This is a genomic window from Pedobacter frigidisoli, from assembly GCF_032678525.1.
Lineage (GTDB): Bacteria > Bacteroidota > Bacteroidia > Sphingobacteriales > Sphingobacteriaceae > Pedobacter > Pedobacter frigidisoli_A.
In genome coordinates this window covers 162,313-175,560 of record NZ_JAVTSE010000007.1, presented here as the reverse complement: position 1 = coordinate 175,560, position 13,248 = coordinate 162,313, and the positions used below count along the sequence as shown (strand labels likewise).

9 protein-coding genes are annotated in these 13,248 nt (G+C 38.2%); 1 reads left to right on the top strand and 8 read right to left on the bottom strand.

All coding sequences use genetic code 11. The features are described from left to right. Window positions 1–156: 156 nt before the first annotated feature. The gene (locus R2Q80_RS18600) at window positions 157–2,748 is read left to right on the top strand and encodes a hypothetical protein (RefSeq protein ID WP_316801045.1); all 2,592 of its coding nucleotides are present in this window, start codon (window positions 157–159) and stop codon (window positions 2,746–2,748) included. 68 nt (window positions 2,749–2,816) lie between these two features. Here R2Q80_RS18600 and R2Q80_RS18595 read toward each other — a convergent pair whose 3' ends face one another. The 8 genes from R2Q80_RS18595 to R2Q80_RS18560 all read right to left on the bottom strand — a co-directional run bounded on the left by R2Q80_RS18595 (window position 2,817) and on the right by R2Q80_RS18560 (window position 13,072). After that, window positions 2,817–3,656 (bottom strand): flagellar motor protein MotB, encoded by an 840-nt coding sequence (locus tag R2Q80_RS18595; RefSeq protein ID WP_316801044.1) that lies wholly within the window; start codon window positions 3,654–3,656, stop codon window positions 2,817–2,819. Between the two features lie 24 nt (window positions 3,657–3,680). Then, window positions 3,681–4,340, bottom strand: coding sequence for a DUF2461 domain-containing protein (locus R2Q80_RS18590; protein ID WP_316801043.1), 660 nt, complete (start codon window positions 4,338–4,340; stop codon window positions 3,681–3,683). Window positions 4,341–4,435: 95 nt separating this feature from the next. Continuing rightward, on the bottom strand, window positions 4,436–4,831 hold the full coding sequence (locus tag R2Q80_RS18585) for a DUF983 domain-containing protein (RefSeq protein ID WP_316801042.1): 396 nt from the start codon (window positions 4,829–4,831) through the stop codon (window positions 4,436–4,438). Between the two features lie 2 nt (window positions 4,832–4,833). Further along, window positions 4,834–5,106 carry a hypothetical protein gene (locus R2Q80_RS18580; protein ID WP_316801041.1) on the bottom strand — a complete coding sequence of 91 codons (273 nt, stop codon included), beginning with the start codon at window positions 5,104–5,106 and terminating at the stop codon, window positions 4,834–4,836. A gap of 98 nt (window positions 5,107–5,204) precedes the next feature. Further along, window positions 5,205–6,560 (bottom strand): DUF4302 domain-containing protein, encoded by a 1,356-nt coding sequence (locus R2Q80_RS18575; RefSeq protein ID WP_316801040.1) that lies wholly within the window; start codon window positions 6,558–6,560, stop codon window positions 5,205–5,207. 6 nt (window positions 6,561–6,566) lie between these two features. Then, complete coding sequence (locus tag R2Q80_RS18570; protein ID WP_316801039.1) at window positions 6,567–7,943, bottom strand: substrate import-associated zinc metallohydrolase lipoprotein; 1,377 nt, start codon at window positions 7,941–7,943, stop codon at window positions 6,567–6,569. Window positions 7,944–7,958: 15 nt separating this feature from the next. Further along, entirely contained in the window at window positions 7,959–9,428 is a 1,470-nt protein-coding gene (locus tag R2Q80_RS18565; RefSeq protein WP_316801038.1) for a RagB/SusD family nutrient uptake outer membrane protein, read from the bottom strand. A gap of 11 nt (window positions 9,429–9,439) precedes the next feature. Further along, on the bottom strand, window positions 9,440–13,072 hold the full coding sequence (locus R2Q80_RS18560; RefSeq protein ID WP_316801037.1) for a SusC/RagA family TonB-linked outer membrane protein: 3,633 nt from the start codon (window positions 13,070–13,072) through the stop codon (window positions 9,440–9,442). Window positions 13,073–13,248: the final 176 nt, after the last annotated feature.

The window sequence follows — 13,248 nt, the reverse complement described above, 5'->3', positions numbered from 1 at the left end:
ATCTATATTTTGGATGATTACCAATCTTATCCATTGCTATTCATTCACTGAACGAATCTCTTTATTCATTTCATTCATAGCGTGAATAAAGACTTAAAAGATTTCACTGTTTGTGAAATTATGATGACATTAGCGTAGTCATCCACCTATATATAAATGAACGCTAACGAACTCCTTATTGAACTCAGGAAGTTTGTACTTATAAAGTCAGGACTGAGGAATATAGACCCTGCACATTGTAAGATCATCTCTGAGTACGTATTCCAGGAAACTAAGAATTACGTAAGTGAAACAACCATCAAGCGTTTTTTTGGCTTTGCCAATACATTGCACAAATTTTCTTTATTCACCTTAAATAGTTTATCACAATATATTGGTTACGACGACTGGGATTCTTTTTGTAAAGACAAGGAAAGTCAAACCACATCAGCACAAAGTATATGGCAGGATATGCGCTTAAAAGCGCAGGCCATTACCGAGGTTTCGCTGGTTTCGAAAAAAAATAATTCAGGTGTTCCCTTTCATGCTACATCTAACAGGAGTTTTTACTATCCTGATCTGGATTACTTTTTAAAAAATAACTATCAGTTTTCAACCATTAGCGCTCAACCCGGACAAGGGAAGTCCATTCTGTTGGCCCACATGGCTGAACATTTCTTTGTTTCTGAATATGCGATCTATAAAAATGATATCGTATTACTCATTAACTCTACTATTTTAACCCGCATTATTTCTGGTGGAGGGACGCTGAAAGACTGGTTTTTAAAAGAATTCAAATTCGAGAGCATCAGCGATCTGATCAACTTTTTCAAAAAGAACCCCGAGAAGCGCGAAGGCCGTTTCGTCATATTTGTCGATGGTATCGATGAATTCCTCTCAAAGTCGGAATACTTTAAAACATTTGTTGACCTCCTTTATAGTATCGAAGAAAACAATTTTTTAAAGATCATCTTTGGTTTTAGAACCAATACCTGGATTAACTTACAGCCAGTTATTTCCGGATCGGCCTTTTTAAATAAAAGCTGGTACACCGGATTGTTTTATGATGAAGATACATTGAGTAATCTTCCTTCATTAAATAATGAAGAGATCTTATCCACGTTGAGTTATCTTGAAAACAAACTGGTAACTATAAAAGAGGTAAGTCCAAAAGTTATGGGTTTGTTTAAAACGCCATTCTGGCTGCAGGTTTATTTCAAACTGAAGGATGAAAATAAACTACTGGAATTGAGCAATCCTCTGCTGTGTTACGAATTAATTCACTATTTCCTGGAAAAGAGAGTATTTCTTTCCAAGAAGAGCACCGAAAAAATATTCCTCCTTAAAAAGTTAACCGATTGCATCTTTGAACGAGACAATAAACTTCGGGTTCATAAGGAGAAGCTTTTAACCTACGTAAATACCTACCCAGAAGCTTATGAAGAGTTGTTACAGGCAGGTATTATCGTGGAAGAGAAAAGGTTAAGCACTGCAATTCCAACCGAGGTGGTCAGGTTTCTTAACGAAGATATCTACACGTATTTTTTGTTTATTCAGATTACGGAAAAGTTTGAATATCGTTCATCTAAAGCCTTTTTTGAACACATCCTGCAAAGCTTTGCAAAAGAAAGTGTTTTAAGGTCTCACATTCTGGACTGGTCTATCAGATTCTGTATTAACAGAAATGAAATAGCTGAACTGAAGAATATTTTTAAACTTCCGTTTTCAAATCAGGAGAAAAACCAATCATTTGACTTCATCTGTTATACATCAAAATATGAGCTGACAAAGCCGGGTGGTAATTTTAATAAGTTAACAGTGGGCGTGGATTTTATAGACATTATGGCTACCGGACGTACCATGAGCAGTTTATATAAAGAAACGGTGAGAAGTATTTCTGAAAACGTGCTGAATGAAGACGTGCAGATTATGCTTCATATTATTGAGTGCAACCTGGCGCTCATAGATGTTGATAAAGCCTCCCTGCTGAATACCATGCAGCTGTTGAAGCGGAATTATAAGCGTTTAAATGAGTTATTCCCGATAAATCCATACGATTTGATTTTATACTTCTACAACAATATGGTTAATAAGCCCAATGAGGGTAGAACGCTGGAAGATAAAATCATCAAGCTATGTCAGGAAATCGACCGGAGCGGACCGAAGAAAAATGATGAGATAACAACAGAAGAAATTTTGTGTTACCGGATGGTTCTGCTTACGCTCTTCTCGCAAAAAAACTATGCAGAATGCCACCGTTTCATTATGGCTATTCTTAACAAATACCCGAGTATTTTTTTCATCAGGCATTCGGTATTTTCGTCGTTTTTGATTTTACATCTAGGGCAAACTTATTTAAAGCTAAATTACTTAAAAAAAGCGCAGCGTATTATCCAGTTTATGGATAAAATCATCGATAGCGAGTATACCTACTATACAAACTTCATTTTAACAGGCTTTAGCATGTTTAAGTCGACCTTTTACAATAGTACCCATCATTATGAGCAGGCGGTTATAGAGGCAGACCATGGTTTGACGATTGCGGTGAAGCACGATTTCAAAATGTTCGAAATTGCCCTTATCCTAAGCAAGATCGAATCGTTAAAACATACAGAAGCATCAGAAGAAGTTTCGAATACAATAAAGGAGCTATTGAATTTCTTAACGGCGAATAAAATCTCTATGCCTGAATACTCCAACCTGAATAGCGATAACTTTGAGCATACTTTTAAAATTCTCAAATCATACCGAAAACATCCTTTAGTATAGAGTGGAGCAGCTGTGATAATCATTTGGATGAATATATGCCGTTCACATATATCCATCCAATGAGCTGATTACTTTATTAAGTTATAAAGTTCATCCAGTTTTGGTGAAAGAACAATTTCAATTCTTCTGTTTTTACTGCGGCCATCGGCATTCGCATTTGTTCCCAGCGGCTGAAATTCTCCTTTACCTGTAGCAGTCATCCTTACGCCTTCTACTTTCTCATTTTCCGTCAGGTAACGCACTACCGAAGTTGCACGAAGCACACTTAAATCCCAATTGTCTTTAATCTGACCCAGGTTATTTATTTTCTGGTTGTCGGTATGGCCTTCAACAGCGATATTGATTTCCGGTTGCTGCTTTAGTACATTAGCCAGCTGGGTTAATGCTTGTTTACCCTTATCATCAATAATGATACTTCCGGAAGGAAATAGCAATTTGTCGGTCAGGGACACATACACTTTCCCGTTCTTAATTTCCACAGTTAATCCGCTTTTTGTGAAGCCTAACAATGCCTGTTGCAACTTCTCCTTTAATGCATTGGTTGCCTCATCACGCTTGCGCAATACCTCTTCCACTTCTTTCAAACGTTTTTCGCGGGCTGCAAGATCGCCGGATAGCTTGGTAATTTCTGAAGATGAATTGCTTTTTAACTTTTTGTAATTTGCATCAACGGTATTATAGCTCGATTGCAGGTCGCGAAGTTCTTCAGCCATTAAAGTCGTATCCTTTTTTAACCTGGACACCTCTTTCTCTAAATTTTCAATTTTGATTAATCCTTCATTGAAAGCAGTATATAAAGAGTCTTTTGTACCCAGTAATGCTTTATATTTTTTGGGGGATAAAACGACACAAGAGGTTAGCGAAGAAAAGAATAGAAGAACGGCAAAAGCCAGAAAGGTCTGTTTCATTATGTTATTTGATATTGTTTGATTTTAAGCATTAATCGCATTTCGTAAAAATGCAACTAATGGTTGTACTGTTGCAAAAGAACTTATCAACTTATTAACGAGTGCAGGCTTAAAAAATTCTTCATCCGCAATTTTCATAGTCGCTTCAAAGCTTTTCAACTTTAAAAATTCGATATTGGGATCTTCCGGATCGTAACCTTTAGGTGCATTTTTAAGCGCATTCTCTGTACCTAATTTAAAGTTTTTTTTAAAATCCTTGTTTTCTATAATCTCTTTAAAGTCTTCGAAATTATAATCAATTTCCTGTCTGATCAGTTTTAAATGGGGTGCTTCGGGCATCCAGTAACCACCAGCAATAAAGCTCTTTCCTGGTTGAATGTGCAGGTAATATCCTGGCTCATTGCTCCCTTTTTTAGTGGCAAACCAGATTCCGAAGTTATTTTTGTAAGGATCTTTGTTTTTGCTAAACCGCACATCGCGGTAAATGCGCATCAGGCTTTTTTTAGGATCTGCTTCTGCCGAGAGCACCGGATCAACTTTTGCAATTTCTGGAATAAGCTGCGTTACCAGTTCCAGCACATTGGCTTTCGCCTCCTCATAAACGGCTTTGTTTTCGGCAAACCATTCGCGGTTATTGTTTTCAGATACGTCTTTTATAAATTGAAGGGTTTCTTTTTTTAACATAGGGTTTCTGTAGTTTTGAAGATAATTGCACAACTGAAGAATGATCAGTTCATCAGTTTAACAATTCAATAGCTCAAACAGTTTAGCAATCACGCCTATTGATCGTACCAGGATTTATATTTGATATTCGGCGACAGTACGTGGAGCAATATAATCCTCGAATAACGGTAGTTGAAAGGATAAAGTATAAAACACCCTGCAAATATCACGATCAGGTAAGGCCAGAAGGTATCATCGGTTAATGGGCCTGCAGCAAGGTAGGTAAGGTAACTGGCAAACAGCATTTCAATTACGTTCATGGCATAACTCACATACATGGCTGCATAGAAGTAGCCGGGCTCAATCTCAATCCGCTGTGCACAGTGGCTGCAGATTTCTCTGGTATGCTGAATGTTCCAGCCGTACATGCTGCCGGTAAAGATATTGCCCCGGCGGCAATGCGGGCACTTACAATGAACAATTGCAGATAATTTTGAGGTCCCTCCTGCCATGCTTAATTCAGGTTGAACGGCTCTTTCTTCATATTGAGCTGGATGTTTTTCTTGCGGTATTTTTTATACCAGATTACCCCCACAATCATTGCCATTAAATATGGAATAGCCAGCAGGTACAGTACCCCGGTATTTAAGCCTGCAGACACTGTATTTCCATTCTTGATACCTTGCTCGGCATTAATGCTGCACATGGCGCATTGTGCATTGGCCTGAATCATGAACGCAAAAGTGAGAACGAATGTTAGTATGGTAAAAACCAGTTTCTTTTTCATCAGTACAAATATAAAGATTTAAAGGATGGAGGGGGTTAAAAATTATGTCATAAAAAAGCCCCCGATTTATCGGGGGCTTGGAGAGAGCGGAAAAAATTTTATTGAATATTCCCTGTAAACGTAAATGTAGGGTTCTGAACACTTTTAAACAGAGCCATTACTACTCCGGTGGTTGGATGGGTAAAATAATCTACTGTAAACGTATCCACATTAATTCGTTGCCCTAATAAGGGAGCTAAATCTGGACCAATAGCCGATTCATTACCACCTAAAGTTCCCTGATTAAATTTGAACACTCCGTCAGCTGTCTTGGTATAAGTATAATCAAATGTCAATGAGAAACTATTTGTACCATCTGGAGCATCAATTTTTATACTCATTTTCTTGGTAACGTCATTGAAAGTAAATGTCATACTCTGAAACCTTAGTGAACCAGCACCAATATTCCATCTTGCTAATCCAGTTGTCGCAGCTGCTCGACGCGTAATGAAGTCGCTACCCCACCCAGGGAATGTTGTCGCATTAGGAACAATGACTGATTTATATCCCGAACCAATCAATATATACAATGGTAGTAGTGGGGTTGGGTTGGATTTAACAATATACTCTTTTCCTGCCACATCGTAAAAAACCAGGGTTGTGGCATCTTTCCATAGAGCTTTCAGAAATGTTACTCCGGAATAAGCTAATCCTGACCCTAAAAAATCAACCCCATCAAGTTTGAAGGCAAATTTGGAGGATCCGCTTCCTACAGTTCCATCGGCAAGTAAACCCGTAAAATTGACACGTTTCCCGGACGCTACGCTTGTTGTAAAGTCAAAGTTAATTCCACCTTTCAACGTTGTTGATCCAGATACAATTTCTATATATGGATTGCTCGTAGTTGCAAAAAAGCTCTTGAACTTATCGATGGCAGTTTTATAACCTCCACTTTCATATGCAGCTTTTTGTGCTGCAGTCGCCTTCACCAATTTAAATGGTTGACGATATTTTTTGCCGGTAAAAATGATGCTATCTGCAGTAGAGTGATCGTAAATGAATTCAACATCACTTTTATGGCCTGAACCCGTAACTCCCGCGAATGAGGCAGGATCAGGATCATCTAAAAGAGAGATTGAATTATAAGTATCAAAGATCAATTCAGCCCCCGCATTAGCTTTAACACGATAAGTTGAAACACCTACTGTGGTCGATGAAGCACCTGTCAGATCGCTATACATCTTAACCACTTGTGTAGCTCCATCAAATGTGACAAAGAATCCATATCCACCCCCAGCCTGAGTTGGGAGTGTTGCAATCCATCCATTTTGTGCACTGGTTAAAGTGGTATTGACTTTTGCAATCGCAGCCTGCATTCTGGCTTCTGGTAATTCATCAAAAGCCGATTCAAAGGAAGAGTTTTTACATCCCGCCATTGAAAGCAGGAATATAAATAGATATAATATTTTTTTCATTTCACATTATTGTCCTAAAAGTCCATAGAAGTAATTTGTTGGCACACCGCTTACATAGAAGCCACCATATTGGTTATAATTTGCTGCGTCAATGGATGCAGGTAACCAGTCTGCTATGAATGTTTTACCTGTTAAATACGCCTGTATGGTATTTGTAAATGAAGTAGCAAATAAGGCTCCGTTGTTAAATGTCGTTCCAGTTCCATTCGCTACCTTTGTAAAAGTTACAGCTCCTGTAGTTGGATTAACGGTATAAGTAAAAGAATAATCACCAAAGTACTGAGTAGTAGCATTCGAAAAAGCTCCTCTGACTACTAAACTTGTTGAGGAGTCGAATCTCAATTGAATATAGTCCAAGTGGTATTTCTGAGTGGCATTAAAAGCTAATACTGCTGCTTTAAACGAGTTGTACGGAACTGAAAAATCGGAGGATGAACCATTCGCAGTATATATTCCGTCTTCTAGATTGATGGTCATTGTTTTAAATAGATTCTGACTCATCCAATAACGGAAACTCGCTTGCTGGTAACTATACTTTTTACGTACAACCTCTTGTATTTCTTTTTGCAACGACCTGAAATCTATACCAAGGTTAACCGTAAAGTACTGAACTACACTTGCCTCTTTGGCTTTAAGGGCTGCTTTTCCAGCAGCAGTTGACCCATTTGCCCATGCATCGAACCAAGCTTGTCCTAATACTAGCAACGATGTGGTCGTTTCTGCAAAATCTTCCCCTGGTTGGCTTGATGCGTAAGGAGTTACATAACCATTTGCTCGCGCAGTAGCATCACTAACCGTAGTCCATGTTGCTAGATATGTAGACTTTGTAATTAACTGAAAGTCAGTCGGCATAGGAACAATTTGGTTCAGAATATGTGTAAACTCATGATGAATTGTTCTAAGCTTGCCAACAATAGCATTAGTGTTAGACAAATCAAAATTATTCAAGTCATAAATGGTAATATTCCTTCCTGCTGAAGCTGTTGCAAGTGTATAGGAGTTGTCCGGATTATACGATCCTGAGCCAAATAATACAACCTGCTTAGGTGCATATTTTTTTATGAATGATGTCCCGGCAATTTTCCGGTAAGGTAGCAAAAAACCATCCAGATAAGTTTGCATCTGAGGTTGCACTTTCTCTACTTTTACCGAAGCCACATCCCTGTCATTACCGTGGTAAAACCGATTATATCGGTAAATCACTTCCATATTATATTCGTCTAGGAAGGTTGTAGTCAACCATTTATCAAGATCGGTATTGGCAACAGGATTATCAATGTTATACTGACTAAAGTCGGTATTTAGCACATCTTCTTTCTTGCATGATATCAAAGCAACGACGAAGAGCAATATTGCGAAAATATTATATATATTCTTTTTCATAATAATTGATATTTATTATCTGGGATTTAATGTTACTCCCGACAAAAGCGCTTCCTGCGGGATCTGAAAAACACGACGAAGATCACCGGCCTTCAATTCAACAAATGTTTCTACACCATTGCTGTCGTAAACATTATGCTTTACTGTTAAACCTCTTCTTACAATATCTAACCACCGTAAGCCTTCTTGTAAAAATTCTGCTTTTTTACTTTCCAGGATGAATTTGATTAGCACTTCTTTGGAATCTAGTATGCCATAGTAACTTGTGATCCTGGCGAGTGTTGCGGCATCGCTACTGGCGCTATAGTTATTGATTTTGGTACTGAGAAAAGTATTCATATCCCTGAGTGCGTTATCAAATTGTCCCAGTTCCGTATAAGCTTCCGCCCGGTTCAGAAGTGATTCGTCAACAGTTAATAAAGGTGCTATCAGATAAGGGAACCCAATGTCAGCACCCGGGCTGGTACGAAAGAAATATTCTCTGAATTTATATGTGGTATAAGCCGGCACTCCATATGACAAAATTTTGTCTGCCCTCGACTTACCAGTAAAATTACCTGAGGTCCCGAACATTTTTACCATATTGACTCCATACCCATATCTTGGAGATGTTTGTCTTTGCCATCCTGAGTATTGTTCCGTTAACAAGAGTGTTGCCTTTTGATCAGACCGTGTAAAGGCTAGCCTGAAATCTTCTGCTCCGTATGCTTTATATATTGTATTCACAGGCCTCAGATTGTTAAAAAAATCACCGCCCGTAACTGTTGCTGTAGATTCATCGACAACTTTCTGCCAATCTCCTTTAAACAAATAAAAACGGGAAGCAAAAGCATGTGCCGCCGCCGGAGTAAAGTGGTATTTTGGTACACCATAAGCTGATCCAGATAATAAAGGCATTCCTTCTAAAAGGTCTTTCTCGATTTTAGCATAGGTTTTTGCGACAGTTTCCCTATCATATTGTACAATGACTTTTGTTTCTGGCGCAGTAACGTATGGAATACCAGGGGAGTCGTTTGAGCCACCAATTTGATAAGGCTTTGAAAAAAATGTTACCAGCATAAAGTGAGCATAAGCACGTGCCACTAACGCCTCACCCTTATACGGTAAAACTGCATTGCCAAAATTTCCGTTATTTATCGCCTCCAAAGCTTGATTTGCAGCAGCAATTGCTTCATAACAACTATTCCAATAAGAAGTAGTGGATCCCGTTTGGTCACCAACAACATCTTGCCAAGCATAAGGACGGGCAATTGCGTCGTCTAGATTGCCAACTCCATTGCCTTTATCTTCACTGTTATCCGATGCTGATTCTGTAAAATAATAGTAATCTCGTCCAGGGTAGGCAGTGGTGACTAATTGAGCTACTTTGTCTATTGTATTAATTTCTGTCCTGTTGTCTGGTTCTTTATCCAAATACTTATTGCATGACTGAGCAGTAAGCATAAGTCCAAGTCCAAATAATAAAAAATGTGTTTTTATTTTCATAGCATTTTTTTCTAAAAGCCAACTTTTAATGATAATGTATATTGCTTAGGGATTGGCAAGGCAACGCCTCCACTTCCAAAAAACTCAGGGTCCTGTCCATTTAACCGTTTATCAGAATATAGTAATGCGATGTTATTCCCAACGAAGGAAATTGACGCATTGGTCATATGTAGTCTGCTGTAGATGGTTTTCGGTATGTCGTAAGTGAGAGAAATTTGTTTAAATCTTACAAAATCTCCTTTGGCTACCCTCTCTGTTGAAAAATTATACAAATTGTAAGGATATACAGCACCGACAGATGCGCCAGATGCGTCTTTAATAGTCTGGGAGGCATCAAACGGATCAAGTAAAGCTGGGATATTTGTGAATTTTTCGTCCCCTGGCATCACCCACCTGTTCAACATATCTTTAGACATTGAATAAATATCTGAATAACTTGACTGATATGTATTAGCCAAACGGACTACGTTCCCTGTAGCAAATGTTAATAGTGTAGATAGACTGAAATTTTTATATCTGAACTGATTATAGAAGCCACCTGTAAGCTTCGGATCTACTGGCCCTTCATATTTCAAATGCTCAACACTCGTACTTTGCAAATTAATGTAAGTGTTCCTCACACCATCTTCATCTATGTAATATGGATAGCCTCTATCATGGTCTAACCCTGCAAATTGAACAGAAAATAGCCCCCTTTGAGAATAACCTTCCAAAACTCCGCCATCGGCATCAACCAAACTGAAAATATTTGGATTTACCTTTAAACTTGTGATTTCATTTTTGTTATATGCGATGTTAAAGTTCGTTCGCCATTTAAAGTTATCGTGACTTATTGGATTACCACCAAGAGTGAATTCAATACCTTTGGAACTCATACTGGCATAATTTGCTGTTTTCTCAAATTGCCCTCCAATTCCGGATGTATTAATTTGTCCAATTAAATCATAGATATTTCGAGTATAAACATCTAAAGTTAAATTTACTCTATTATTAAAAAAGCTTAAGTCAGTTCCAATATTTAATTCCTTATTTTTTTCCCAGGTCAACTCAGAATTTTCAAGCCCTGAGATATAAGTGGCAGTTTCTTTTTCATTATCATATGGTCTTCTTGTTACCTGATTATAGTAAATAGCGCTTGAATTCCTTGCATTCCCAATATTTGCTGTCAAACCGTATGTGGCCCTTAAAGCTGCTGCGGTGAAGATCTTACTATCTTTTGGCCAAAATGATTCATTATTAATAAACCATTTCCCTGAAACATTCCAGGTAGGTAACCATCTTGCAGTGCGGCTTTTCCCCATTTTATTTGAACCGTCTAAACGAGTTGAAGCATTTAATGTGTATTTTTCCTTGTATGAGTAAGCTGCATTTGCAAGGAAGCCAGTAAATCTATCATAGGTATTCTGCATTCCAAAATATGGAAACCCTGATTCTTGTGCCCATTTGAAATATTTATATGCGGAGTTGACTATTCCGCCATTCTCGTACTGATAACCAACTCCATCGAAGTTTTCTGTCTGCCTATCTGTGTAACGAACCTCCATTAAGCCTAATACATAGAGGTGATGATCAGTGTTGAAAATCTTGTCGAATTCAAGTTTCTGGTTGAAATAGTAATTTTTAAGGTTGTCAGTTGTAGTGTTATAAAATCCCCCTTCTGGTAACACACTCTCAGGTAATGCATAAGGATTGGATGGATCGGTATACAAAAACTTATTGCTTCCTATAGTAGTAGCATCTGACACGTTACGATAAGCTAACACCATATTTGAACTTTCCAATTGATAGTGTTGCCGCTCTGTCTTGGCATAACGATACGCCCCGTCAACTGAATAGGTTAAAGTGGGAATAATCTTATACCTGATTCCACCTTGAACTTTGAAGTCAATTTGTCCTAAAGTCAAATAGTTATTTTCAAGTTCATGAAGTATGTTAAAGGGTGAAAAATTTCTAGTAAAGAACTCGCGGTTTCCATTTTCATCAAAAGCAGTCATCGTACGACTAGTATTCAAAGCATACGAATATGGATTAATATCAAAATCACGCGAGTATTTTCCATATACCGGATCAGATGTTCTTTCCAGAGTTCCCGGAGCCCGCTGATCACGGACAGAGCCATTTGCTAATAATTCAAAACTCAATTTATCGCTCATTTTAGCCGTAGCACGAAAATTACCAGTAAAACGGTCAACGCTGTTTCCAACTGTCTGCCCATTATCATGCAGGTAAGATGTTGAGGTATACGTTTGAAACTTCTCGGTTCCCGATGTTACACTCAAGGAATGTTCCTGAAGCAAAGAATTCTTAAAAAGAACATCAAACCAATCGGTATTAGCATTGGCATAACGCTTTAAAAAATTATTTCTGCTTGAAATATCATTGCGTAAAGCAAAAGAATCGGTGGAAGGATTATAGTCGTACAAAGAATTATACATTTTGTAAAAAACACCGCCTTCCGAACCTCGAGAAGCAGTTGTATGCTGGAAGTAGCCCTTGTTTTCCAATTCCAAAAGGACTGACATTTGATCCGCTGAATTTAGGATATCGAAACTTTCATATGATGGTTTCAGATATGTGGTAAAGTTTCCTGTGTAGCTTATGCGTGGTGAGCCATCAGTTATTCGTCCCTTCTTCGTGGTAACTACCACGACACCATTCATAGCACGTGCACCATATAATGCAGTTGCAGCTGCATCTTTTAATATCGTGAAACTCTCAATATCATCACCATTAAGACCTGCGACAGAAGAGCCAATCAAAGTATTAGCATCGCCAGTGGAAAGCGCTTCATTGGAGATATTCACAACATCTTCCAAAATAATTCCGTCAACAACCCACAATGGTTTATTATCGCCCGAAAGAGATGTTGCACCTCTCACACGTATTTTAGGAGCTGCTCCAAATGTACCTGAAACATTCTGTACGGTTACGCCAGCAACCTGGCCTTCCAACATCCTGCTCACATCAGGCACACCGTTGCGCTGTGCATCTTCTGCTTTTACCAAAGAAGCAGACCCAGTAAACAACTTTCTATCAATCTTTTGATAACCAGTAGAAACCACATTAACCTCTTTTAACTGAGCTGCATCTTCTTCAAGTGTTACATTAATCGTTGTTTTCGAACCGACTTCAACCTCAACATTTTTATATCCAATAAAGCTAAACACCAAAGTCGCGCCTTCTTTAACTGAGATCGAATAATCTCCGGAAGCAGTAGTGGAAACTGCATTTGAAGCACCTTTTTCCCGTACGCTTACTCCAGGTAAAACCGCACCACTTTTATCCCTAACCTTGCCCGTTACACGAACAGCTACGAAGTAATCTACTACTTTGTCGAATAAGGATTTTGCTTTCGGGCTGATTAAAATAGTTTTATCTTCAATAGTATAAGTTAAATCCTTATCAGCAAGAATTTTAGCCATTACCTCTTCAATAGTAGCTCTTGTGAAATTAGCATTGATTGTAGTGCTACTCTTGATTTTATTTGTTGATAACAAAACGTCATACCCAGATTGCTGCCTAATTTCCTTAAACATTCTTTCCAGGGTAACATTTCTTTCTTTTAGTGTAACGAACTGGCCATAGGTAGCGGCACTTACCTGCATGAGGGAAGTCAACAGAACAGCCGTAATTAACTTCATCATTAATAATAATTTAGGTATGTAGCGTCGTTGCGTACATAAAATTCTGATATAAATTTTGTACATTTAATAGTCTGTTTTTAGCGAACTGCAATGAAGTTTGGACGCAAAATTGCGTTCGCGGTTATTCAAGAAATAATTGGTTTAATCGATCCGGTTTACGGAATAGTTAAACAGAC

What these genes read in the sequence shown, in the direction of transcription:
- R2Q80_RS18600 (WP_316801045.1), top strand. Translation starts at nt 157, where the DNA reads ATGAACGCTAACGAACTCCTTATTGAACTCAGGAAGTTTGTACTTATA.
- R2Q80_RS18595 (WP_316801044.1), bottom strand. Translation starts at nt 3,656, where the DNA reads ATGAAACAGACCTTTCTGGCTTTTGCCGTTCTTCTATTCTTTTCTTCG.
- R2Q80_RS18590 (WP_316801043.1), bottom strand. Translation starts at nt 4,340, where the DNA reads ATGTTAAAAAAAGAAACCCTTCAATTTATAAAAGACGTATCTGAAAAC.
- R2Q80_RS18585 (WP_316801042.1), bottom strand. Translation starts at nt 4,831, where the DNA reads ATGGCAGGAGGGACCTCAAAATTATCTGCAATTGTTCATTGTAAGTGC.
- R2Q80_RS18580 (WP_316801041.1), bottom strand. Translation starts at nt 5,106, where the DNA reads ATGAAAAAGAAACTGGTTTTTACCATACTAACATTCGTTCTCACTTTT.
- R2Q80_RS18575 (WP_316801040.1), bottom strand. Translation starts at nt 6,560, where the DNA reads ATGAAAAAAATATTATATCTATTTATATTCCTGCTTTCAATGGCGGGA.
- R2Q80_RS18570 (WP_316801039.1), bottom strand. Translation starts at nt 7,943, where the DNA reads ATGAAAAAGAATATATATAATATTTTCGCAATATTGCTCTTCGTCGTT.
- R2Q80_RS18565 (WP_316801038.1), bottom strand. Translation starts at nt 9,428, where the DNA reads ATGAAAATAAAAACACATTTTTTATTATTTGGACTTGGACTTATGCTT.
- R2Q80_RS18560 (WP_316801037.1), bottom strand. Translation starts at nt 13,072, where the DNA reads ATGATGAAGTTAATTACGGCTGTTCTGTTGACTTCCCTCATGCAGGTA.